The sequence below is a fragment of the Chryseobacterium formosum genome (assembly GCF_026460885.1).
GTDB lineage: Bacteria > Bacteroidota > Bacteroidia > Flavobacteriales > Weeksellaceae > Chryseobacterium > Chryseobacterium formosus.
This window is the reverse complement of the sequence record NZ_JAOVZW010000027.1, coordinates 79,237-102,428: the sequence shown is the minus strand read 5'-3', so window position 1 is coordinate 102,428 and position 23,192 is coordinate 79,237. Positions and strand designations below refer to the sequence as shown.

Sequence of the window (23,192 nt, the reverse complement as noted above, 5' to 3'; positions counted from 1 at the left end):
AAGAAAAATTAAAAAATGATTTGCAAATAAAGAAAAAAGCTTTAAATTTGCATCACAATAAAACAGACCCATGGTGTAACGGTAGCACTCTGGTTTTTGGTACCATCAGTTGGGGTTCGAATCCCTGTGGGTCTACAAAAAAGCAATCTTCTGAACATCAGTTGATTGCTTTTTTTATTTTAAATATATTAATAAAAGAATATAGATATTTACACGATATATTCTAAATTTCTATCAATATCAATTCAGATGTTTCACATTTAAGATATTGTTTTTCACGTTTTTTATTTCAATAAATTCTTTAAAAGGCTCATCATAATAAGTTTTTATGCTTTCAATTATTGTATCATCAACATTGTTATCAAACTTCCTTGCAAAAAGATGATTTCCTTCCAATAGAAAACCTAAATCAGTTTGAGTAAAAGTTTTAGGACGCAATTTGATGTCTCCATCAGGAATCCAGATAATTGCTCTTTTATCATCATTTATCAATGTTCCGGCGAAAGATGTATTCATTAAAACAGTTTGAAAAAATGATTCATCAGCAATTAATGTATTGAAATAATAATCTTCAAACTTTTTTACCTCTATATTGTTGGTAATAAATTCACAGCAATTTCTGGTCAATATCATCCACTGTCCACCAATGTAAGGAATTACCCCTTTCATAAAATCTCTCTTATGGGTTTTATCTGAAATTTTATCTTCTAATTCCTCAAAATAATTCTCAATCCTATTCATCGTTTCGGGTCTGCTTTTTTCCTGATCAGCAATTTTTATATAGTTTTTACCATTATTCTTTGATAAAAAGTTTTTTATGATTTCCTGTGATTTGAGTGGGAAATCCTGACCGCTTAAATTGATGAAATAATCCCATTTTTTATTCATTTTCAGTAGATATTTCATTCCATCCAACTCTGCCTGAACCATACTATAACCACCCCAAATCACATTTTCGTTATCAAAAATATGTACGTTGAGATAATCCTTTAGAAAGTTTCTCACCTCTTCTCCAATTTGCTGACTTGCTTTTTTGTCAATATGGATAAGATAGAAATTAGAAGAATCATAAATAGCCTTGAAAAGTTTTTTGAATTGATTTGGTAGACGGTGTACCAAAATAAGGTATGCGATACTTACAGATTGTATTGGCATATCATCAATGCCGCTTTCGCTTATGCAAACATTTTTCATTTTATATAATTTTAAAATTATGAATGCTTACAACTTATTTTATAAAGTATTAATAGACATTTTTATAAAAATACGATAATTAAACCACATTCTTAATATTAAATATTCAAAAGACAGATCGCTATATTTTATTTGTATCTGAAATTTTAAAAAAAGTCTATATTTTTTTTTGCAGTTTTAGAAAAATTTAATAGATTTGCACCACTAAATAAAACAGACCCATGGTGTAACGGTAGCACTCTGGTTTTTGGTACCATCAGTTGGGGTTCGAATCCCTGTGGGTCTACAAACCACTCTTTTTAAAGAGTGGTTTTTGTTTTTTACAATAATGGGATTTTGATTTGAAAAAGCAATCATCTTAACTTTGTAAAACTAGCCCAGATCGAAACGGCATCCTTTTTTGCTGGAAAGGAAAATGGAGTTGGGGACAAAAAAGATATAGTGGAGAGCTGGAAAAAGCTTCAAAATAAAAAATAACATCTTTTCGACGTAGTTAAAATAGCTCTTAAAAACTTGCTTTTACCTGCATACTTCCAATGTGAATTGTTCTTTCACCGGAATTTCTTCCTTCATAATTTAAATTCAACTGTAAGAAAGAGTTGATTGCCTGTTGAATAAACACGCTCCAAACCTGGTTTTTTCCTGGTTTTAGCCCATCGAGCATTTGATTTCCGACAATACTGAAGCTGTTTCCGGTAAAGTCATTATTGATGAATGAGAAATTTCCTCTTATGGATGTTTTCTTACGTTCCCACTGAATTGTTCCTGTTATGTCAAAAGCTTTCAAAAGTTCTTCGCCGTCTTTTCTCTGTTTTTCACGATAAGCTGATGAGAATTCTGCCTGAATAGCGTCTGTGAATTTATAAGTTGCTTTTGGTTTTGTCTCGAAATTATTAAGTCTGTAATCTCTTGTCGCAAATAATTGGGATGAATTTTTCAAATCGTGAACTGAATTTTCCCAATCAACCCTGAATTCTTTATTAAACCAATATCCGAGATTGACGAAGTGAGAAGTCTGATTTCGTTCTTCGTTACTGAAATTGGCATTGATGAGGTTGTCATTTTGTATGAAGCGGTAATTTCCGTTCCAGCCAGATTTTTCGGTAGGATTGAATTGCATCGACATCAAAATATTCTGATTTTTGAGAATCTGATTTTCACCTTTTTCAAAAGGATTTAAAACCAAAACTTTATCTTTTTTATAGAATGAATTTTGAGAATTCAATGAAATATTGAAATTCCAACGCTTTAAAAACTTATTTTCCGAACTGAAAATCACCGCAGGATTTACGAATAAAGCCAACTGCAATTTATTTTTATTAGACGGAATATAACGTACTGAATTGGTGTAGATCCTAATGTATTGTGCTAAATCTGAATATTCTGCAATTTCAAATTCATCTAGCTGTTGCACGCCGTCACCATTGTAGTCGGTCCATTTATAAATTCCTTGTCCGTCTGTAACTTTTATATACTGAAATTCTCTTTGTGCTTCCTGTCCGTTTCCTAATTCATAAAATGCCTGAAGTCGCATCCCATTTTTGAAAAGTTGTTGATTGTACAAAATGTTTCCTACCACAAAATCTTTATTCTGATTAACGTCCACGTCATCATTTTTATAAAAGAATTTTCTGTAGTGGAGTAGTGCGTTTAAAGTTGTTTTTTCAGTTTTAATAATCTGACTTTCTGCCATAAAACCTAAAATCCTGTTCATGTTTTGAAGTCGATTGTCACGCACCGAGTCATTATCTCTTACATAAACTTTAGATAAAAGTTTCGTTCTTGCGCTGTCTCCGATTTTCTTTTGTACAAATAATTCTTTCCAGCTGAAACTCGTAACATCCATCAAACCTGTGTTGTTGTACTTTTTCTCGTTATGCTCCATGCTTCCACCAACTGCCCAACTGCCTTTTTTACCAGTGTATTCAGTTCCAGCTCCTCCACGAATAAACTTGGTGTCCTGAAGAATGGCATTTGTATTGAGGTAAGATAAATTTCCTTTTGTGTTGAATTTTCCTTTAATCCAGCCAAAATCAAGATCATTTTTTGTTCCTTTATAAGAATCCTGTTCGTCAAGATAATTGATTCTGTAGTTTAAAGTCGATTTATTATTCCATTTGTTTAAAAAGCTGAAAATAAAACGGTTTTGAGTTAAACCATTAAATTCTTTAGCTAAGTTGAAGTCACGTGAGAATTCTACATCATTGATTCGGTCTAAAATATGGAACTGTTTATCAATATATTGATATTCAAAACTCGGAGTTCCTTTCCAACTATTCTTTGTAAATGTTTTATTTCCGAAAATTCTTGCAGCGTACCCTAAATTTTGGTCTGAATCTTTTGAAGAAAATAAATTAATGTCATAATTACTCATAGAAACATCCGTACCTATTTTTCCGTCCTTTAACAGATATTCAGAATTAAAAGTATAAACCTGAGCTTTTTGTGGGGAAGGAAGTTTTCTTACCGCTCGATAGTCTCCCTGATTCGGACCAACGTATTCGAAAACTCGTCCGTTATTGGTAGTTTGAGTTAATTTATAATCTCCCAAGTTTGCTCCAAAATAAGTAAATGAAACCTGATATAAAGTTTGCGTGGCGTCTGTTGAAAACTGATAATAGTTTCCATTAACTCCAGGAACAAGACTGTATAAGATTTTATTCACATCGAATTCGGCAATGACTCCGGAAGGTGCATACATTAAGTTGGAATCATTTCCTGCATCTGCTAAAATCTGTTCGTCTTCTTTTGATAAATTTAAAGCTAAAGGAGCGTTTTTATTATCGTTCTCCATAAACCAGTTCAGTCCGATTCTCAGTTTTTCTCTTTGATGCTGAAGTTTTCCGGTAAATAAATATCTGGAATAATTTCTATTGGCATAATTAAATGAAATCGTAATGAAATTCTGTTGAAAAATCGGTCGGAAACTGGTAAAAGTAACCTCTCCTGTATTATAATTAATAATGTAATCCTGATTTTCTCCACGCTTCATCAAAATACCGTCGATAAAAACCTGCTCAGAACCTGAAATCAAAGTAATAAACTGTTCGCCATTTTTTCCGGTTAAACGATAAGGTCCCTGATTTCCTTCAATCCCCTGAAAACGAATTCTGTGAAACTCACTTCGGGCAACACCAGCTGAAATATCTACAAAAGTCTTATTGTCGGTTCCAAACTGGGTCTGAAACTGAATTCCCATACTTCGACGCTGATATTTGGCGAAATAATTTTTATCGTCGACAAGATCTAAATGTCCGGCTCTAAGAATAGATTTATCCTTAATATTAAGCTGCATATAAATTTTGTCGAATTCTTCTAGAGTCTGAGTGTATCCATCCGCTTGAATTGGTAAATTATGGTCAGAAATACTCGCTAAAACCGTAACATCTTTTGATAATTTTCCGGAAATCTGAAGATCCATTGAACTTTGAACTGATTGTCCCTGATTATTACCAAAAGTAATTCCTCGAATGATGGAACCTTTAGAATTTAGCTCTCCTAAAAATCTTTTGGAATCGTTTTTAGCTAAAACGGCTTCGTCAACGATAATTCGGTTGCTGGTTTTCACAAAGTCCATCGTGTCTTTTGCGAAAATATCCTGTCCGAATTTTAAAGCTAAGACGCTGTCTTTCTTTTTAGTAAGTATGCTGTCATTTTTAGCTGAGGCAGAATCTTTTGGAATATTGGGGTTTTTCCACGAGAAAATTTGGGCGTTATTCAATGATAAGCCCATGAGAAATACGAAGAATATCAGTATAGAATTCCGCAATTCTTTAAAAATAATTTGTAAAAATAGCTAAAAAATGTGAGCGACACGGCTATTAGCATTATTAACAGAAAATTAACCTTATTATTGTCTCAAATGAAAAAATAGCCTTATTTTTGCTATGTAAATTATTAATAATTAAAAATTAAGTTATGAAAAAGATCTTTACAGTTTTAGGAATTGTTGCAGTTGCTGTTTCGGTAAATGCACAGTTAGTATATGAACCATTTAATTATACAGGAAGCGTTTCTGGACAAAATGGATGGGCAACACACAGTGGAGCAACTCCTGGTCAGGTTACTGCAGCTACAGGAAATCTAACTTATACAGGTTTGGCTTCTTCTACAGGTAATAGTATCAGCATTTCATCTGCTAATACTGAAGATATTAATAAGAGTTTTACGGCTCAAAGTACGGGAGTGGTTTATTATTCAGCATTAGTTTCTGCACAGAATACTACAGGTACTACAGCAAATACGGCAACAGGAGATTATTTTTTACATTTTGGAACATACTCAACTGGTACAACTCCTGCACTTTCATTATTTCAAGCTAGAATTTATGTGAAAAAAGGAGTTGGTACTGATACTGTAAATTATGGTATCTTAAATAATAGCGGAGGAACAGCTGCTCCTACATTTGCTTCAACAGATTTCCCGATTAACCAGACTGTTTTCTTAGTTGTTAAATATGATTTTGCTACAAATACAGCGTCATTATTTGTTAATGCAGCTCCTGGTTCAACAGAGCCAACAACAGCTTCTGCTGTAAATAATACAGGTACAACTGCAGCTCCTACCGCAATTGATTATTTCTGTGTTAGACAAGGTAGTTCAACAGGTAATATTCAAATTGATGAGGTTAGAGTAGGAACTACTTATGCTCAAGTAGCACCAACGGGAGCATCATTAGCTGTTTTAGATTTAAATAAAACTAAATCAAACTTCGTAAGAAATACTTTTGTTAAAAATGAAGAGATCACTTTTGGAGCTGATGTAAAAGATGTAAAAGTTTATACTTTAACAGGTCAGTTGGTGAAAACTGGTTCTGTAAAAGAAGGTTCTTCTCTAAATGTTGCTGAATTGCAAAAAGGTAACTATATTGTTACTGGTACTGTAAACAACCAAGCAGTTTCTCAGAAAATTTTGAAAGATTAATCTGATTATTTTTTTATAATCGTTTAAATATAAAGCCGCCTATTCAAGGCGGTTTTTTTTGTATGTATTGCATATTTTTATTTATTGATAATTTAATACATGTGGTATATTGTTGTTTATTTGGTATTAATTTTGTATAAATTATATCAAACCAACCAAAATATCACGTTATGAAAAAAGTATTTACTTTTATCGGGCTAGTCTCGATAGCTGCATTCTCTAATGCCCAGATTGTAATTAATGAAATCTATTCTGGTGGCGGAATCTTAGGAGCCGCTATTACAAATGATTTCATAGAACTGAAAAACATCGGTACTTCCTCGGCTTCTCTTAACGGAGCAACTCTTCAGTATGCATCTTCAACAGGAGCTTTCACACAGTACAATACTTTACCCAATGTCAGTCTTGCTCCCGGACAAACATTCTTAATTCAGCAAGGATCTGATGGATTTGGAGGACTCATTAATTTACTAAATCCCAATCTTATCGTTAGCGTTTTGCTAAATTTAGACGGCTCTCCTGCTGTTGGAGTAGGAGTAGGTCTTGCACTTACATCTGGAAAGGTTGCTCTAGCTAGTAATTCTACGCAAGTTACAGGGCCAACTGCGACTAATGTTCTCGACTTTGTAGGATATGGATTAGCAAATCAGTATGAAGGAACTGGAACGGCTCCATCACCGACTATTTTAAATTCAATAACTAGAACAAGTGGAGATACAAACAATAACTCCGTTGATTTTACAGTGACTTTACCCACTCCGCAGTCATCAGGAACTTTAGCAGTGAGTGATGTAAGTAATGCTAAACGATCTGAATTTATTAAAAACTCTTTGGTAAAAAGTGATGAAATTACTTTCGGAGCTGATGTGAAAGATGTAAAAGTTTATACTTTATCTGGTCAGTTAGTAAAAACTGCATCTGTAAAAGCTAACGGAACGGTAAACGTTGCAGAACTTGCTGAAGGTAATTACATTGTTACAGGAATTGTTAATGACCAAATGGTTTCTCAGAAAATTTTGAAAGATTAGTTTTACTTTATAATTATAAATAAGAAGAGTTGCAATTCGCAACTCTTTTTTGTTTTAATACCATCCTCTCCTCGCTGCATTAATAATCGTACTCAGATTCAAAACCAAAGTATATCGTATCCTTTTTCCATAATCTTTAAAAGCGGGTTCAAAACCTAAAGAAGACTGCACCGGAAGAAATATTTCTAAGAAATCCGGAATAACCCTTACTTTCAAACCACTGTCCCAGATAAATTGTGTCGGGTTATTTTTGTTTTTATACAAACCTGCATCAGCGTAAACATGAAAGATTTTCCAAACGCTGGAATCTACATTAAATGATGTGATAAATTGATTAGCCGTTCCCGGAATAAAAGATTTAAAACCACCATCAGCCAAAATATATTGTTGAGACAAAACACCGCTTGTTGCACTTTGTCCGAGAAGATTGTATGAGAAAGAATAGTCGGAAACTCTTGAAATTCCATAATCGAAAGTATTGTTTCGTGTTTCGTTTCTGGCAAAATATCCGGCAAAAAGTCTCAAGCTCAGTTTCTGTCTTGGTGCAAATTCCCATCTGTAAAAACCTTCTGCAGTAATTTTATTGTAATCTTCCATTCCCTGTGTACTCAAACTGAAACTTTTCTCATGAATCATTTGATTATCAGTATAACCATAACCAACTGTCCAAAGATTATACTTGCTGTAATCATCTTTTGCAATCATTCTTGCATTAAGATCCCGTTCAAAATAAGTATAAGAAACTCCCAAACCACGACTTACCGTACTTCTCGGATTTTTTCTGAAACTAATATTGGTAGAAATTGAATTTTTCTGATAAGCTAAATCATAATCATAATGAAAATATGAGCTTGAAACTCCGAAAGTCAATCTTTGTATAATACTTTCAGCTGGTAAAAAAGAGTAAGCAACAGATCCTGAACCTGTCATTTTCTGCGTTCCTGTACTGTAATAAGGGGTGAAAGAATATAAAAACTTCTGGTCAAAAAGCGATTGGTTTTTAAAATTCATCCCAATCAAAAATTTATCATAAGTATTTGAAAAACGGATTCTCGGGTTCAGATAAATTTCGTTAAACTCAGGATTCGGAATGTCTTTAATCAATTTAAGCTTAATCTTTTTTGCATTCGAAAACAAACCCTTTGTATAGAGAAAATTATCACGGTAATTCGATTCCGGGAAAATATAATCGTTGTTTAATGTAATCTTGTAAACATCTTCTGAGGGAAGATTGACGGTTTTCAGTCTTTCGTTTTCCTCAGTTTCGATCCAGTAAGAAGTTCGTGTTCCGTCTTTGGTTTGCGTTTCAAGCTTTACAGGAATTGCTTCATCAGTATTTTTTACAATTTTAATATTTAAAGAATCATCTTTCGCTCTGAAATTTTTAAGTCTGAAATTGACTCTGTTTTTCTGTTTTAAAAATCCTTTTAAATAAGATGTTGAAGATTCTTCCTGAGCAAGTTTGTCGAGAAAATCTTCAGGATTTACTTGTCTGTCCGTGTTTTCGGCAATATAGTTTTTTAGTAAACTGTTGAATTTTTCTGCACCCATTTTGTCTGCAGAATAGCTGAAAAGAGTTCCTGTTTCAAAACTACTGATTGCCATATCGTTGAAATTACTCAAAACCGCAAAAGGCTCATCAATTTTCTGATCGAGATTCTGCGACATGATGTATTGATACGCCAAACCATATCGATCCAATAACTTTACTCTTGAAGCATGGAACCATTTTAAAGGTTTAATTCCTAAAACGTCTGTTTCAGGAAGATTTCCCAAAAGTTTTTTGTCTCCGTAGAATTTCTTTAAATATTGAATTTCAAGATATGATTTTAAACCATTTTTAAACCAATGGTTCTCCTGTTTCTCGGTAATAACGCTTTCATCAAGAATCTTTTTAGAGATAATTCCAAAATAATCTAAGTCTGTATTTTCTGCATCTGAGAATAATTTAAACCTGAATTTCCAAAATTTAATGTCATTGTTTCCAAAAAAATCTTCTTTGGCTCTGAATTTTTCAGAAATAAACATCTGCTCCGGAATAGAACCAATTTTATCTTTAATAAACCTCAACTGCAAAGGAAGGTAAAACTCAAGATTCTGAATTTCCTGTTGACTGATATTGTAACCAAATTTTATTTCAGTTTTAATATCATCCGAATCGATTTTTATTGTCGGAAAATTATTATTAGTAATGATAAACTCAGGATCAAAATTCAAATATCCTTTAAATGAATTGGGCTGAATCTGCTGAAGATTACTTTGCACAAAAGAACTTGCAGGAGTTTTAAAATCAACTTTCCAATAAGTATTGAAATTCACAGATTCTTCAATATCATGATAATCTCTTTTGGTACTGTTGGCAGAATCAAAATGATCAGGAACGATGAAGAAATATTTTAGGGCAATATCTTGTGCAGAAGTTCCGTAACCGGTGAATTTTTTGTCAGGAAGCTGCATTTTATATTGAAGCTGAAGCTTGATGCTTTTTCCGGGCTGTAAAGATTCATTTAAAAGTAAAAATAAATTTTCCTCAGAAATAGTATTCAATGAAAGAGGCTGATTTTCAGAATTTTTAATATTTAATTCTAAAACTTTTCCCAGTTCTTCCTGTTTTGCAAAATGAAGACTGTTGTTTCGGTCTTCCAGTTTTCTGTAAACCAAAGAAGTTCCTCTTTTGTTGTAGGCGGCAATCCAATTGAGAAGTTTGATACTGTTTAAATCTTTATCAGAATGATTGTGATACACAATTTCCTGATTGACTTCAAGAGTTTTTCTGTCGTTAGATAATTTCGCCTGAATATAAATACTGTCTTTTTGTGCAGAAACCTGTACAATTCCCCAAATCAAAAAAAGACCTATGCTAAACTTTTTCAAAATATTGATAAAGCATCAAATATAACTTATTTTGGATGGAATTCTTATGATTTTTAGTTAAGATTTTTCAAATTAAGAAATTTTTTATCTCTTTCTCAGAAATAAAAAATGCTCTCAAATAAATGAGAGCATTTTGGTAACTTATTTATTTTACAATGAAGCTAAGTATGCTTTCCAACCTTCATTTTTATAGTTAATTGCGGCTTCTGCAGGATTTTCAGATTTGTAAATTCCTCTTCCTACAATAATGAAATCAGTGTGAAGTGTTTTGAAAACGTGTTCAGGAGTATTGTATTGCTGACCTTTTCCGTCTCCTGAATCTGCCAAATTCACTCCTGGAGTAAACAATAAAATTTCATCTGGAAGTGCATTTTGAGAAACTCCGCCAATTACATTTGGGTGAGAAAGAGCTACTTTTAAAGCTTCTTCTCTGTAATTATTGGTTGTTAAAGTTCCTTTTGAAGACATTCCGATAATTGCAACTACTCCAACATTAGTAAAGCAATCTAAAGATTCAAAACCACCGATTACCTGAGAAGTTACAAAATCTGCCCAATCTGTAATTTTGAAAACTCCGCTTGTAAACTGTAATTCCTGAGTGTTTCCGATGTCGGCAAATTTTCTGTCTTCCATTAATAAAAACTGATGTTTTGCTGCCAATTCCTTCAACGGAACAATCGTATTCTGATAATCGAAATCTGAAATAATATCGATATGCGTTTTTAAAGCAATAATATGTGGTCCAACATTTTCAGCCAATTCAAGTAATTCCTGAGTTGTCGTTACATCTGCCGAAGCAATTAGGTTTGATTCTTTTGCTAAAGCGGTTTCTAATAATTTTTTTGAAACGGAATGTTGTGCAGCTTCAAATTTCTGCTGATAAGAAAGTCTTGTTTTTTCTTCAAACTGAATATGGTTTCCCTGCAAAAAATCCTGAATTCTTTTAACTTCTTCATCACTCAATTCACCGTTTTCCTGAAGAATTGTACAAACTTCAGAAATATTAAATAAAGTATGAACTCTGTAACCTTTACTTTCCAAAAGCTGTTTTCCACCTTGTTCTCTATCTAAAACAACCACGATGTCTGCAACTTTTAGATCTTCCTGCTCAACTTCGGCAATGGTTTCTACCAAAGATTTTCCGGAAGTAATCACATCTTCTACCAAAAGACAGTTTTGCCCTTTTTGATAAATTCCTTCAATTAATTTTTTAGTTCCGTAGCTTTTTGCTTCTTTTCTTTTAATAATTAATGGAATATAGCTTTCCAAAGACATTGCTGTTGCCATCGGAAGTGCGGCATAAGGAACTCCACAAATCAGATCGAAATTATCCAAAGGAAGCATTTCCAATAAATAATTGGCAAGGTTTTTTAAAATTTTAGGATCAGACGCCAATGGTCTTAAATCTACATAAAACGGACTTTCAATCCCACTTTTTAACGTAAATCTTCCAAATTTGATGATGCCCAATTTGTAACATTCCAAAAAGAATTCTTTCTTACTTTCCATTAATTTTTTATTAGATGATGCAAATTTAAGGATTTGATGTTTAAAGTCAATTGTGAATTACGAATTTTGCTTGAAAAGAGATTTTAAAACTTACCATTAAGAGCATAAGATTTTAAGAATAATTAAAAATCAATAAATTGATTTAAGAATACTGCTTAATGAGTTTAGTAAAACTTGAAAAATCTGAATTGATTTTATTCTTAAAAATTTAATTTCCTTAATATTTAAAAAAAATCATCTTGATTAATAACTACTTATTTATAAAAAAAAACACCCCCGAAAGGATGTTTTGTAAATTATTAAACGATATCTGCGTCTATTATTTTCGTACCGTCTACTGTGTATTTTTGTTCGGCTTCCCAAAGTAAAAACTTATCTACTTCCCGTATGAGTTTCGGAATTGCCAATGACAGAACTGCCAAATCATCTAAAACTCCCGCTACAATAATAAAATCAGGGATAATATCAATTGGAGAAATTACGTATAAAAGACCTACTAAAGGTAAAATCAAATCTATCGATTTTACAGGATAAGATCCTTTTCTCCACATATTCACCATTCTGAAGATGTCCGGAATTTTTTTTACGAAGCCTTTGTGGGCTATTGCTTCTTTAGCAAGATTGAGTTTTGAATATTTCATTTTTGTGTTTGTTTTTAAAATAATTTTCAACTCTGTAAATTTCGCAAAATTTGTACCAAATCAATATAAATTTTAGTTAAAGTTTACTTAACAATATTATCTATAAATTGATGAATAGATTCTGCGTCCCAATCAGTTGCGGCATCTTCTTTAATTAAAATTCTACCGTTTTGGTCTAAAAGAAACGTTGTAGGAAAAGCTTTTGGAAGTATTTTCTCTGAGATCGGGCTTTGTGCAATATACACGGGAACGGTATAATTATTTTCTTTCAAAAATGCTCTTACTTTTTCTTCGTCATCCTTCATTGCTATCAAAACAAAATCTACATGACCTTTTCTTCTATCATATAATCTCTGAATTGACGGCCATTCTTTTCGACATGGAGGGCACCAAGTTCCCCAAAAATTTAAGAAAACAGGTTTGTTTTTAAAATTTTTCAGATTCGTACTTGGTACGTTGATTCCCTGCAAATCTACATCATAATCGTCCTGACTAATGTGAACCGCATTTTCTATTGTTGCAACAGGGAAAAATTGATCTTTAAGAAAATTTCTGATTCCCGGAACTAAAAAAACAGCTCCCAAAATGATAAGAATAATAACGTATGTAACCAGTTTTTTCATATTCATTATTTTACAATAATTCTAAAATTTCCTGAATGGCATCTTTTCCTCGGTTTCTTGAATAATAAACCTGTAAGTCATTATAAAAACTTTCTCTAGGATATGCTTCAGGATCAGCTTTAAATTTTAATAATAATTCATGCCCGAATTTTGGACGAGGTCCCCAAGAATTTTTTAATTCAAAGTTTTCATCTAAAATAATAACTTTCGGAATAGATTCTGTTCCGTTGGTTAAAAACTGATTGATTAAACTTTTATCGCTGTCTCTTAAAAATATTTTTACTTCATTATGACCTTCAAAAAACTTCGCTAAAGCGGGAACAGTTGCACTTGCATCGCCGCACCAACCTTCAGAAATAATTAGAATTTTTCCGTCGAAATTTTTAGATTGCAATTCATTAAGCTGTTCTTCATCTATTACAAATTTTTTCAGAGTTCTGTCCATTCTCTGGATTCCCAATTCGTAATACATTTTATATTCAGAATCTTGCGGAGTAGCAGGATTTTCTAGTCTTTCTTGTGCAATCTGAAAGTATTCTTCAAATGAAATTGCTTTATCCCAGTAATTTTTCATTACTAAATATTTAAAATTGATTAATGTTTCTTGTTTTATTGATCAAAAATAAGTCAGCTAAAACAAATGCTGCCAAACTTTCCACAACCGGAACTGCTCTCGGAACTACACAAGGATCGTGTCTTCCTTTTCCTTCCACGATTACAGCGTTTCCATCTTTGTCTACACTTTCCTGAGGTCTTAAAATAGTTGCAACAGGTTTGAAAGCAACACGGAAATAAATATCCATTCCATTAGAAATTCCACCCTGAATTCCACCAGAAAGATTTGATTTTGTGGAAAAATCGGTGTTAAATTCATCATTATGTTCACTTCCGGTCATTTTTGCGCCACAAAATCCGCTTCCATATTCAAAACCTTTACAAGCGTTGATGTTGAGCATTGCTTTCGCCAGTTCAGCCTGAAGTTTAGAAAAAATCGGTTCACCAATTCCTACAGGAACATTTTTGATAACACAGGTAATTGTTCCGCCAATTGTATTGCCTTCTTTTTTAATTTCTTTAATTTTTGAAATCATTTTTTCGGCAGTTTCGGCGTCGGGACAACGTACTTCATTGCTTTCTGTTTTAGAAAAATCTAAATCCTGATAAGGTTTTACGCAGAAAATTTCGCCAACGGAAGAAACGTAAGCGTTGATTTCAATATCTTTTAAAAGTTGTTTTGCCAAAGCTCCTGCAACCACCCAATTGATGGTTTCTCTTGCAGAAGATTTTCCACCGCCACGATAATCTCTGATGCCAAATTTTTGGTCATACGTAAAATCTGCATGACTTGGACGATAAGAATTCGCAATATGATCGTAGTCTTTTGATTTTTGATTTTCGTTCTCGATCATAAAACCAATTGGAGTTCCTGTCGTTTTTCCTTCAAAAATTCCTGAAAGAAATTGTATGGTATCGCTTTCCTTTCTTTGTGTAACGATTGCTGACTGACCCGGTTTTCTGCGATCTAATTCGTATTGAATTTTTTCAAAATCAACTTCCAAACCTGCAGGAAAATTATTGATGATTCCGCCGTAAGCTGCGCCGTGACTCTCGCCAAAAGTAGTAAGGCTGAGAAGATTACCTAAAGTATTGAACATAGTACAAAATTACCGTTTTTTATTCAGATAATAAAGTCTTTGATGATCGGTTTATTGATAACTCTTTTTGATGATTTCGATGGTTTTGTCGAGTTCTTTTTTCTCTTCAGCGTTGAGTTTTTTCCAGATAAAACCTTTTTTTACATTGTTTTTGTCGATAGGTTGTGGAAATATACCTAATTTCAGATAATCCATCACATAGCTTTCTGAAATTGCGGGAGTGGGCGTATTAAAATTGAAAGGATATTGTTTGGAAATATTAAATTTTAAATCTCCTACTCTGTAAGAATTGTATTTATTATAATCGTAATTGGAAGGTTTTAAAATCTGCTTCTTTTCAAACTGACTCATAAATATTCCTATTCGAAAGCTTGGTATAAATTTCTGGAGAAGATTCGGAAAGGAAAAAATAGTAACTGCAATAAAAATCAAAAATGATGAAATTAAAACTGCATTTTTTTTATTTAAATATTTAAAAAATACCACAAAAAACATCACGAAAAAAACATCAATAAAAAATCTGTATTGTGCGGAAAAAAGTAAAATTAAAATACTTTTAATTAAAATTGAAATACAAATTAAACTGATGATTTTCTTTCTTTTAATTATCGAAAATATAATGAAACCAATTAAACTCACAATAAATAAAATATTGATAATCGATTTTATTCCTTTTAAAAATAACCAGTTTTTAATGTGATCAAACCAGGAGAATTTTAAAATTTCTGCATAAGTATATTGTTCATCGTAGGTTTTTACCAAGGCGAATTCTGAAGATGCTTTTAAAAGTTCAGGATTCGCTTTCCAGGGAATCCCAAAATCAAAAACTGCGATTGGAAAAACAGGATATCCGAATGTCCAAAGATTTTTTATAATGAATAATATAAAAATGAGCGATCCGAAAATTAATTTTTTATAATCGAATTTAGAAATGAAAATGGAGTAGAACAGAATGAAAATCGGCAACCAAATGACTGTCGGTTTTATCGCAAAAGTGAAAACCGAAAGTGCAAACAGGAAAGAAAGATTTTTGTTCCCCGATAAAATTTCATTTAAAATAATTAAAGAAAATACAATTACCGGTAAATCCGGACTTGGAGACTGTGTAAAAATCAATAAAACGGGTACGAAAATCAATTGAAGCCAACTTTTGTTTTCAATAATATAAAGCCCATAAATAATCAGTAAAACAGTATTAAATTTAAAAAAAGGATCAGAAAAATTACTGAATCCGGCTTGAAAAATATGCCAAACCGACATTTGTCCTAAAATCAAATCAAGATTAGAAATTCCTTTTATCAAACCGTATTCTGTAAGCCATTTTATGGTAGGAATATAATATCCGAAATGGTCTAAAATAAATGGATAAAAAGAGCCGCAGAATAGAATTACAACTGTAAGAACTCCAAAAATGGTTAAATTTTTCTTCGAAAATTGATAGAAATTTAAATAAAGATTTTCTTTAAAAAAATAAAAAAGTCCAATCAATATTGTAGGAATCTCGACATATAAATTAAGAGGAATAAAAAAAGCTAAAACAGTGAAAATTAATCCGATTGAAAGAATTCCGGTCAAGGTTTTCCCTGAAACTCCATTCAGGTTGTGTCCAAAGAAATTTTCCATCAATTTTCCCCAACCTATTAAAGTTGAAATCAGAAGAATTGAGGAAAATAAAATTAAAAGCATAAAAAAAGATTGCCTAAAAATAAGCAATCTTTTATGTTTTTGAAAATATTTAATTATTTTGGTTGTACTCGACCACTTTTTCTATCCTGTGCTCTACCCAAAGTATATCCTGTTGCACCGCCGATGATACCACCTACAACACCACCACCAACACGGTTTTTCTTGTTAACAATTGCTCCTAAAGCAGCACCACTTACTACACCGATTGCGGTACCTTTTGCTGCTTCACTAATTCCTTTTTTCTTTGCAGTTGTTCCTTGTGAAGAACTTCCACTAGAAGAAGAACCTCCGCTATTGGAAGCTGGAGCATCTCTATAAATAGTTTTTGTCTCTCTGATTACCTGTGGTTTTGAAGCTGCTGCAACTTTTGCTTTTTCAACTTCTGCTACACTATCAGCTTTCTTTTTGGTTTCGTAAGAAAATCTCTCTCTTTCGATTGCCAGTTTTTGTTGTTCAATTTCAAGTTGTCTTACCTGAAATTCCAATTTTTGTTGTTCTAAAGTCTTTTCGGCAACTTTATTGTCATCCTTCTTACAGGCACTCAATGTTAAAACTGAAATTAAACCTGCTAAAACTATCTTTTTCATAACTCAAATTTTTTCTATTTATAATTAAGCTTTGACACTTATGGTAAAGATAATCTCAATTATGAAGCCAAGTTTTAGTTAAGAAAATGTTAAAATCCGCAAACTGTTTATAGATAAGGAAATTAGAGCAATTCTTTTTATGAAAAAAATTAAATAAAAAAACTCCAATCGAAGGATTGAAGTTTTTTTGCGAGGTGCCTAGCGGATTCGAACCGCTGTAGATGGTGTTGCAGACCACTGCCTAGCCGCTCGGCCAAAGCACCGTTTTGAGTGGTGCAAATATACTAAAATTTACTTTTTGTCCAAATTTTTTATGCGATTTCTTTTACTCCGATGTTGTCAATATCGCTTTTGCTCTGTCTTTCAGCTTTATAATTTTTCACATTAACCACTCTTGTGTCGCTCCATGTATCATGCCATCCGTTTTCTCCGAAAAAAGAAAGAGCATCGAAAGGAACAACTCTGGAAACTGTTCTGATTAAATATTCCTGAAAAGTAGGATTTGAGCCATCCAAGCTCATCACTTTGGTTCCTGTAATATATTTTCCAACTGTTCTTCCTTTTGTAAAATATTCCATTAAAAAGATGTACAAAAGATAAACAGCTGTTGTTATTAGAATATCTTCAAATCTGCTTGCTGAAGCCATCTTGTCTGTAATATTTAGAAAAAAATCAATGTTGAAAATTTCAGATACTAATAGTGAAAATGCTCCGAAAATAAAAAATATGACATAAATAACAATTCTGTCAATAATAAATTGGCAAATCTGATTCCTTTTGAAGCTTTGTTATCTTCTATAATTTTTAAATGTTTTTTCATAGTTATGTTGTTTTAGTTTTTATTAAAATCCTTTTAGGGTAAATCTCAAATTAGCATTGGTATCAATGACTGCGGTAATTCCGAAATCATTTAAAAGAATTTGTGAAGGTTTTAAATTAAATACTTTTCCGGAAATTTTTAAACCTTTATAATATTTTTTATTAAAAGCCTCCTCAATACTTTTCTTAGATGAGTTTTCAATTTCATCGGTCGGAATTCCATATTCATCTTCAATCATTTTTACAATTTTACCTTTGAAAAGTGAAGTTGCTAATTTTTGAAGAATGTTGGATGTTTTAAGCTTGAATTTTGTATCAGAAAGCACTATTTTTTTCTTTAATTCATCATAAACAGGAATGCCCGAAATAAATGCCGTACCTTTTACATAGCCTTCTGTATCGGCTTCAATCATAATACGATTTGCTTCTCCATAAACTTTAATGTCGGTAATTTTTACTTTGGAGTCTCTGATATCAAATTCTTTATTCAAAAATGACTTTTTTGCAATGTTAGTCGCTTCAGAAAATGGAATATTTGCTGTTGTCTGCAAAACAAATTTATCTGCCAAAAGTGGGATGAAATTAAAATTCATTACGGCTTTTGCAGGTTGGGATGATTCAGGTTTTGTTCCGGTAAAAGTTTCGGAGAAAATATCGATTCCAATACTGGTGTCAATTTGATTTCCGTAGAATTTTAGTGGAGTAATATTAACGTTAATGGGCGTGATTTTCAACCAGGTATTATATTCTTCAGAAATATTGAAAGGCTGAGAAAATGCATTCCAGGCTAAAACTGCATATTGTTGGAAATTAAGCTGCGAAGCCATTTGTTCGTCAATTGTTTTGCAGAACTTATACTGTTGTTCTTTCAAACTTGATTCGACGAGCGAAGTAATCGGAATTTTTATTTTTCCAAAATCTAAAACAGGTTTTTTTACCCATTTAAAACCCATCGGTTGGGTAAAAGTACTCACCGTCCAGTTATTTTTAAAATTTAGAGCAGTTTTAAAATACATGACTGTTTCAAAAGTTGTCTCTTGATAGGTGTAAACTCCCAAAGTACCGATTCCTTTTTCTGCCCAAATTTTTAACGGAACTTCAATCGCAATATTTTGATTAGCATCTCCTACTAATCGTATCGGTCGGGTTTTCCAGACTTTTACCTTGAACTGATCATTATCGTTATCAGTGTAAGAATCATCCTGAAAAATCAGATCTTTTAACGATGCATTAATCATATTGCTGATTTCGGATAAAGGAATTGTTACCGGCATTGTAACGCTCGATTTTATCTTTGGAAAACTGTAAACTATTTGATTATTTTCGGTCTGAGCAAAAATATTGATCGAAAGAAGTACGAAAAGAAAACTTAAAATTCTCACCTTAAATGTTTTTTGAAAAGTGAAATTAATTATTTTCCGTTGAATTACCTAACAAAAAACTTTTTTCAAGTTCGATACTTGCGCCTTTTACTTCACCTTTCATAGGCGGACTGGTTTTGGTAATTTTCAATTTTATATAAGAAATCTGATTAAATTTCACATTAATTTTAGTGATAATTCTTCCTGCGACGTGTTCTAAAAGTTTAGAATTGATTTTCATCTCATCATGAATAATCTCATTGATGTCTGCATAGCTGATGGTGTCGTTCAAATCATCAGAAGCTGCGGCATCCCACAAATCTGTATGGATTTCTGCATTTAAAATATAGTATGTTCCGATAATGTTTTCTTCGGGAAGAACGCCGTGATAAGCGTAGATTTTTACGTCTTCTAAAAATATTTTGCTCATGAATAATTATTAAAATGATGATACTGCACATTTCGTTTGCCACGAATGCACGAATTTTTAAAAACAAGATACAAACTTATTCGTGTATTCGTGGCATTTATGATTAAAAAAAGCGAGTAAAAAACCCGCTTTAAAATTTATTTGATGCTTTTCGATAGATCCAGCATTGCCTCAATTGGCTTTAATGCTCTCAGTCGAAGCTCTTCTTCAATGATAATTTCCGGAAGTTCATATTTCATACACAGATACAATTTTTCCATTGTATTTCTCTTCATGTAAAAACATTCTGAGCAATTACAGCTTTCGTCAAAAACCAAAGCAGGAATTAATTCTTTATGCGGTGCACGTTTTCTCATTTCGTGCAAAATACCTTCTTCAGTTGCGATAATGAATTTCTGACAATCTTCTTTTTCAACATAATTCAAAAGTGCAGAAGTCGAACCGATAAAATGAGCCAGTTTTAATACTGATTCTTCACTTTCTGGGTGTGCAATCAATTTTGCATCAGGATTATCTGCCAATTGTTGTGCAATTCTTTCCATGGAGAAAGCTTCGTGAACGATGCAACTTCCGTCCCACAGAATCATATCGCGACCTGTTTTTTGAGATAAATATCTTCCTAAATTTTTATCCGGAGCGAAAATAATTGGTCTGTCTTTCGGTAAAGCTTCAATCACTGTTTCGGCATTCGAGCTGGTTACGATAATATCACTTTCTGCTTTCGTTTCAGCATTACAGTTGATGTAGGTTGCGATCAAAGCATTTGGATGTTGCTCACGCATTTTTCTCAAACCTTCACCTGAACATCCGTCTGCCAAAGAGCATCCCGCCATTGTATCGGGAAGAACTACTTTTTTAGTAGGGTTTAAAATTTTTGCAGCTTCCGCCATAAAATGTACTCCACAGAACACAATCATATCGGCATCTGTATCTTTTGCCTGTCTTGCCAATTGAAGAGAATCTCCCAAGAAATCAGCAATATCCTGAATTTCTCCCGGTTGATAATAATGCGCTAAAATAACGGCATTTTTTTCTTCTTTAAGTTTGAGAATAGCTTTCACCAATTCTTCTCCCTGCGGAATATCAATATCTTTTAAATCTAAAAATCCTTTTACAGGAAGTGTGGATTTAGCTTTCTCTAATGTTTCAGTGCTCATTTCAGCCTCAATGTTTTTTGTCTTATAGAAGTTAGAGGTTAGAAATTAGATGTTAGTTAAAATTCGCATATTTCAAAAACTAACTTCTAGCTTCTAATTTCTAGTTTCTTCAATAAAATTTTTTATTAAACTTTCTATTTCTAATTTTGCTTCGTTCAAATCGGAATTAATCACGATTTTATCAAATTCTATCGCGTAGGTAAGCTCTTCTTCTGCTTTTTCTACACGTGTTTTTATGGTTTCGACATCATCCGTTCCTCTTGAATTCAATCTTCGTTCCAATTCGGCAATCGAAGGTGGTTCAATGAAAATTGATAATGCTTTTTCACCAAAATATTTTTTTAATGAAATTCCGCCTTTTACGTCTACATCAAAAATAACAACTTTTCCCTGATTCCAGATCTTTTCTACCTCAGATTTTAAGGTTCCGTAATATTTATCGGTGTAAACTTCCTCAAATTCTACAAAAGCTTCTTCAGAAATTTTCTGTCTGAATTCTTCCGGACTTAAAAAATGATAATCTACAGCACGAACTTCACTTCCTCTCGGCTGTCTTGTTGTGCATGATATAGAAAATTGTAACTCAGGAATAATTTCCAAAGAATGTTTTACCAATGTTGTTTTCCCGCTTCCGGATGGCGCTGAAAATATAATAACCTTATTCATATGGTTGTTGGTTGATTGTTTTTAGTTGATGGTCAAAGAAAATCCTAACAACCATCAACCAAAAACCATCAACTAAATTATAATACGTTTAACGTTTGTTCTTTAATCTTCTCCAAATCATCTTTCATCATCACGACTAATTTCTGAATTTCAGCGTGATTGGCTTTTGAGCCTAAAGTATTGATTTCTCTTCCGATTTCCTGTGAAATAAAACCTAGTTTTTTTCCATTAAAATCTTCGTTTTCCATTACTTCAGAATAATATTTCAAGTGTTGAGAAAGTCTTACTTTTTCTTCCTGAATGTCTAATTTTTCGGTAAAATAAGCCATTTCCTGATAAAATCTTGTTTCGTCAACGTTTTCAAATTCTTTCAGGGTCTTTAAATAACGTTCTTTAACCGCATCAATTCTCACTTGCTCATAAGGAACAACTTCTGCCAATGATTTATCGATATTTCTGATATTTCTTTCTAATTCTTCGTGAAGAATCTTACCTTCAGTTTTTCTGAATTCAAGGAATTTATCAACCGCCTTATTAACGATTTTAGCTAAAGCTTCCCACTCACCTTCATTCAATTCGTCTGGTCTGGAAGTAATGGCATCCGGAAGTCTTACTGCCATTTTCAGGTACTCGAAATCGGGTCCGTCAGAGGCAATGTTTTTAAGCTCATTCATGTAAGAATCGATTAAACCTTTGTTGATTTTTACATCATTAGATTCTTCAAGATTCTCAAGATTAATGTAACAATCTACTTTTCCGCGGATGATTCTATCGTTTAGAATTTTTCTTACTTCAAATTCTTTTTCTTTATAACGCAAAGGGATTTTAATATTTAAATCAAAACTCTTAGAGTTCAGTGATTTAATATCTATCGAAATTTTTTTTCCTTCAAAAACGTCTTCGGCTCTACCAAAGCCGGTCATTGATAAAATCATAGTTTTTTATTGTCGTACAAAGATAAACATTTAATTTAGCACATTTAATATTGATTTGAAATTTGAGGTTTGACATTTGAGATTGAAATTTCAATCATTCATCTCACTTCAAATATCTGTCATTCAACACCCAAAACTCCATGAAAACCCTGATTTCAGTTGTAGGCACCACCGGAATTGGCAAAACAAAACTTGCTATCGAACTTGCAAATCATTTTGATACCGAAATTATTTCCTGTGACTCCCGACAGTTTTTTAGCGAAATGAAAATTGGGACAGCCGCACCTTCGGAAGATGAACTTTCGCAGGCGAAACATCATTTTATTGGTCAGCTTTCCGTGAAAAATTTTTATTCTATCGGTCAGTTTGAGCATGATTCTTTAGAATTATTAGACCGACTTTTCGAAAAATACGACATCGTCATTATGGTTGGCGGAAGTATGATGTATGAAAAAGCAGTTATTGAAGGACTGAATGATTTACCTGAAGCCAATGAAGAAAATCAGGAAAAATTAGAAAACATCTGGAAAACTGAAGGAATTGAAAAACTCCAGGAAATGTTGAAAGATTTAGATCCTGAATATTATGAAAATGTAGATATTCACAATCAAAGAAGGTTGCTTCGGGCTATTGATGTAATTTGGCAAACCCAAAAAACATATTCTGAAAATATTTCACATGATAAAAATCCAAGAAAATTCAAAACAATAAGAATCGGAATTGAGGCGCCACGAGAAGAAATTTATGAAAGAATCAATCTACGTGTTGATAAAATGATAGAAAATGGTTTGTTGGAAGAAGCTAAAAATCTTGATGAACTAAGAAAATCGCAAGAAGGCAAAAATTTGGCATCACTCAATACAGTTGGGTATTCTGAGCTTTTTAAATATTTTGACGGAGAATGGGAGTTGGAATTTGCTGTTTCTGAGATTAAGAAAAATTCGAGAAGATTTGCAAAACGACAATTAACTTGGTATAGAAAGGAAGACAATATTCATTATTTGCAGTTGGGATATTCTCAGAAGGATTTTGATGGTTTGATTGAATATATAAGTGAGCAAACTTAAAAGTAATTTCTTTTTTTATGCAAAGATTTAATTTTTA

At 32.5% G+C, this 23,192-nt stretch carries 20 protein-coding genes and 3 tRNA genes; 5 read left to right on the top strand and 18 right to left on the bottom strand.

The window, feature by feature from the left end:
* Positions 1 to 64: 64 nt before the first annotated feature.
* Positions 65 to 135, top strand: a tRNA-Gln gene (locus tag OF897_RS19390).
* A gap of 105 nt (positions 136 to 240) precedes the next feature.
* Here OF897_RS19390 and OF897_RS19385 read toward each other — a convergent pair.
* Entirely contained in the window at positions 241 to 1,194 is a 954-nt protein-coding gene (locus OF897_RS19385) for a beta-1,6-N-acetylglucosaminyltransferase (RefSeq protein ID WP_267267316.1), read from the bottom strand.
* 215 nt (positions 1,195 to 1,409) lie between these two features.
* Between OF897_RS19385 and OF897_RS19380 the strand changes: the two genes are divergently transcribed.
* Positions 1,410 to 1,480: transfer RNA gene (locus OF897_RS19380), tRNA-Gln, on the top strand.
* Positions 1,481 to 1,699: 219 nt separating this feature from the next.
* On the opposite strand, the gene OF897_RS19375 is transcribed toward OF897_RS19380, so the two are convergent.
* Positions 1,700 to 4,927 (bottom strand): hypothetical protein, encoded by a 3,228-nt coding sequence (locus tag OF897_RS19375; protein WP_407648357.1) that lies wholly within the window; start codon positions 4,925 to 4,927, stop codon positions 1,700 to 1,702.
* 185 nt (positions 4,928 to 5,112) lie between these two features.
* Between OF897_RS19375 and OF897_RS19370 the strand changes: the two genes are divergently transcribed.
* Both OF897_RS19370 and OF897_RS19365 read left to right on the top strand, forming a co-directional pair.
* The gene (locus OF897_RS19370) at positions 5,113 to 6,117 is read left to right on the top strand and encodes a T9SS type A sorting domain-containing protein (protein WP_267267314.1); all 1,005 of its coding nucleotides are present in this window, start codon (positions 5,113 to 5,115) and stop codon (positions 6,115 to 6,117) included.
* A gap of 170 nt (positions 6,118 to 6,287) precedes the next feature.
* Positions 6,288 to 7,145 carry a lamin tail domain-containing protein gene (locus OF897_RS19365; RefSeq protein ID WP_267267313.1) on the top strand — a complete coding sequence of 286 codons (858 nt, stop codon included), beginning with the start codon at positions 6,288 to 6,290 and terminating at the stop codon, positions 7,143 to 7,145.
* 54 nt (positions 7,146 to 7,199) lie between these two features.
* Here the strand turns inward: OF897_RS19365 and OF897_RS19360 are convergent, their stop codons facing one another.
* The 16 genes from OF897_RS19360 to OF897_RS19285 form a co-directional block, all read right to left on the bottom strand.
* Positions 7,200 to 10,019: a gluzincin family metallopeptidase gene (locus tag OF897_RS19360; protein WP_267267312.1), complete on the bottom strand. Its 2,820-nt coding sequence runs from the start codon at positions 10,017 to 10,019 to the stop codon at positions 7,200 to 7,202.
* A gap of 150 nt (positions 10,020 to 10,169) precedes the next feature.
* Positions 10,170 to 11,528, bottom strand: a complete 1,359-nt coding sequence (gene pyrF, locus OF897_RS19355; RefSeq protein WP_267267311.1) for an orotidine-5'-phosphate decarboxylase — start codon at positions 11,526 to 11,528, stop codon at positions 10,170 to 10,172.
* 299 nt (positions 11,529 to 11,827) lie between these two features.
* Entirely contained in the window at positions 11,828 to 12,169 is a 342-nt protein-coding gene (locus tag OF897_RS19350) for a DUF1232 domain-containing protein (protein WP_267267310.1), read from the bottom strand.
* Between the two features lie 83 nt (positions 12,170 to 12,252).
* Positions 12,253 to 12,792: a TlpA family protein disulfide reductase gene (locus tag OF897_RS19345; RefSeq protein ID WP_267267309.1), complete on the bottom strand. Its 540-nt coding sequence runs from the start codon at positions 12,790 to 12,792 to the stop codon at positions 12,253 to 12,255.
* 10 nt (positions 12,793 to 12,802) lie between these two features.
* Positions 12,803 to 13,366, bottom strand: coding sequence for a thioredoxin family protein (locus OF897_RS19340; RefSeq protein ID WP_267267308.1), 564 nt, complete (start codon positions 13,364 to 13,366; stop codon positions 12,803 to 12,805).
* Between the two features lie 10 nt (positions 13,367 to 13,376).
* Positions 13,377 to 14,447 carry a chorismate synthase gene (gene aroC / locus OF897_RS19335; RefSeq protein ID WP_267267307.1) on the bottom strand — a complete coding sequence of 357 codons (1,071 nt, stop codon included), beginning with the start codon at positions 14,445 to 14,447 and terminating at the stop codon, positions 13,377 to 13,379.
* 51 nt (positions 14,448 to 14,498) lie between these two features.
* Positions 14,499 to 16,133: an LIC_10190 family membrane protein gene (locus OF897_RS19330; RefSeq protein WP_267267306.1), complete on the bottom strand. Its 1,635-nt coding sequence runs from the start codon at positions 16,131 to 16,133 to the stop codon at positions 14,499 to 14,501.
* A 53-nt stretch (positions 16,134 to 16,186) separates the two neighbouring features.
* Positions 16,187 to 16,720, bottom strand: a complete 534-nt coding sequence (locus tag OF897_RS19325; RefSeq protein ID WP_267267305.1) for a glycine zipper domain-containing protein — start codon at positions 16,718 to 16,720, stop codon at positions 16,187 to 16,189.
* A 192-nt stretch (positions 16,721 to 16,912) separates the two neighbouring features.
* A tRNA-Cys gene (locus OF897_RS19320) sits at positions 16,913 to 16,983 on the bottom strand.
* 48 nt (positions 16,984 to 17,031) lie between these two features.
* On the bottom strand, positions 17,032 to 17,439 hold the full coding sequence (locus OF897_RS19315) for an RDD family protein (RefSeq protein WP_267267325.1): 408 nt from the start codon (positions 17,437 to 17,439) through the stop codon (positions 17,032 to 17,034).
* On the bottom strand, positions 17,415 to 17,540 hold the full coding sequence (locus OF897_RS19310; RefSeq protein ID WP_267267304.1) for a hypothetical protein: 126 nt from the start codon (positions 17,538 to 17,540) through the stop codon (positions 17,415 to 17,417). The genes OF897_RS19315 and OF897_RS19310 overlap by 25 nt, the downstream gene beginning before the upstream one ends.
* A gap of 22 nt (positions 17,541 to 17,562) precedes the next feature.
* Positions 17,563 to 18,921, bottom strand: a complete 1,359-nt coding sequence (locus OF897_RS19305; RefSeq protein ID WP_267267303.1) for a DUF4403 family protein — start codon at positions 18,919 to 18,921, stop codon at positions 17,563 to 17,565.
* A gap of 25 nt (positions 18,922 to 18,946) precedes the next feature.
* The gene (gene folB, locus OF897_RS19300; protein WP_267267302.1) at positions 18,947 to 19,330 is read right to left on the bottom strand and encodes a dihydroneopterin aldolase; all 384 of its coding nucleotides are present in this window, start codon (positions 19,328 to 19,330) and stop codon (positions 18,947 to 18,949) included.
* Positions 19,331 to 19,467: 137 nt separating this feature from the next.
* The gene (gene nadA, locus OF897_RS19295) at positions 19,468 to 20,487 is read right to left on the bottom strand and encodes a quinolinate synthase NadA (protein WP_267267301.1); all 1,020 of its coding nucleotides are present in this window, start codon (positions 20,485 to 20,487) and stop codon (positions 19,468 to 19,470) included.
* 93 nt (positions 20,488 to 20,580) lie between these two features.
* Positions 20,581 to 21,153 (bottom strand): guanylate kinase, encoded by a 573-nt coding sequence (gene gmk, locus OF897_RS19290; RefSeq protein WP_267267300.1) that lies wholly within the window; start codon positions 21,151 to 21,153, stop codon positions 20,581 to 20,583.
* 77 nt (positions 21,154 to 21,230) lie between these two features.
* Positions 21,231 to 22,088: a YicC family protein gene (locus OF897_RS19285; protein ID WP_267267299.1), complete on the bottom strand. Its 858-nt coding sequence runs from the start codon at positions 22,086 to 22,088 to the stop codon at positions 21,231 to 21,233.
* Positions 22,089 to 22,228: 140 nt separating this feature from the next.
* On the opposite strand from OF897_RS19285, the gene miaA reads away from it, so the two are divergent.
* The gene (gene miaA / locus OF897_RS19280; protein WP_267267298.1) at positions 22,229 to 23,155 is read left to right on the top strand and encodes a tRNA (adenosine(37)-N6)-dimethylallyltransferase MiaA; all 927 of its coding nucleotides are present in this window, start codon (positions 22,229 to 22,231) and stop codon (positions 23,153 to 23,155) included.
* The last annotated feature ends 37 nt before the right edge of the window (positions 23,156 to 23,192 follow it).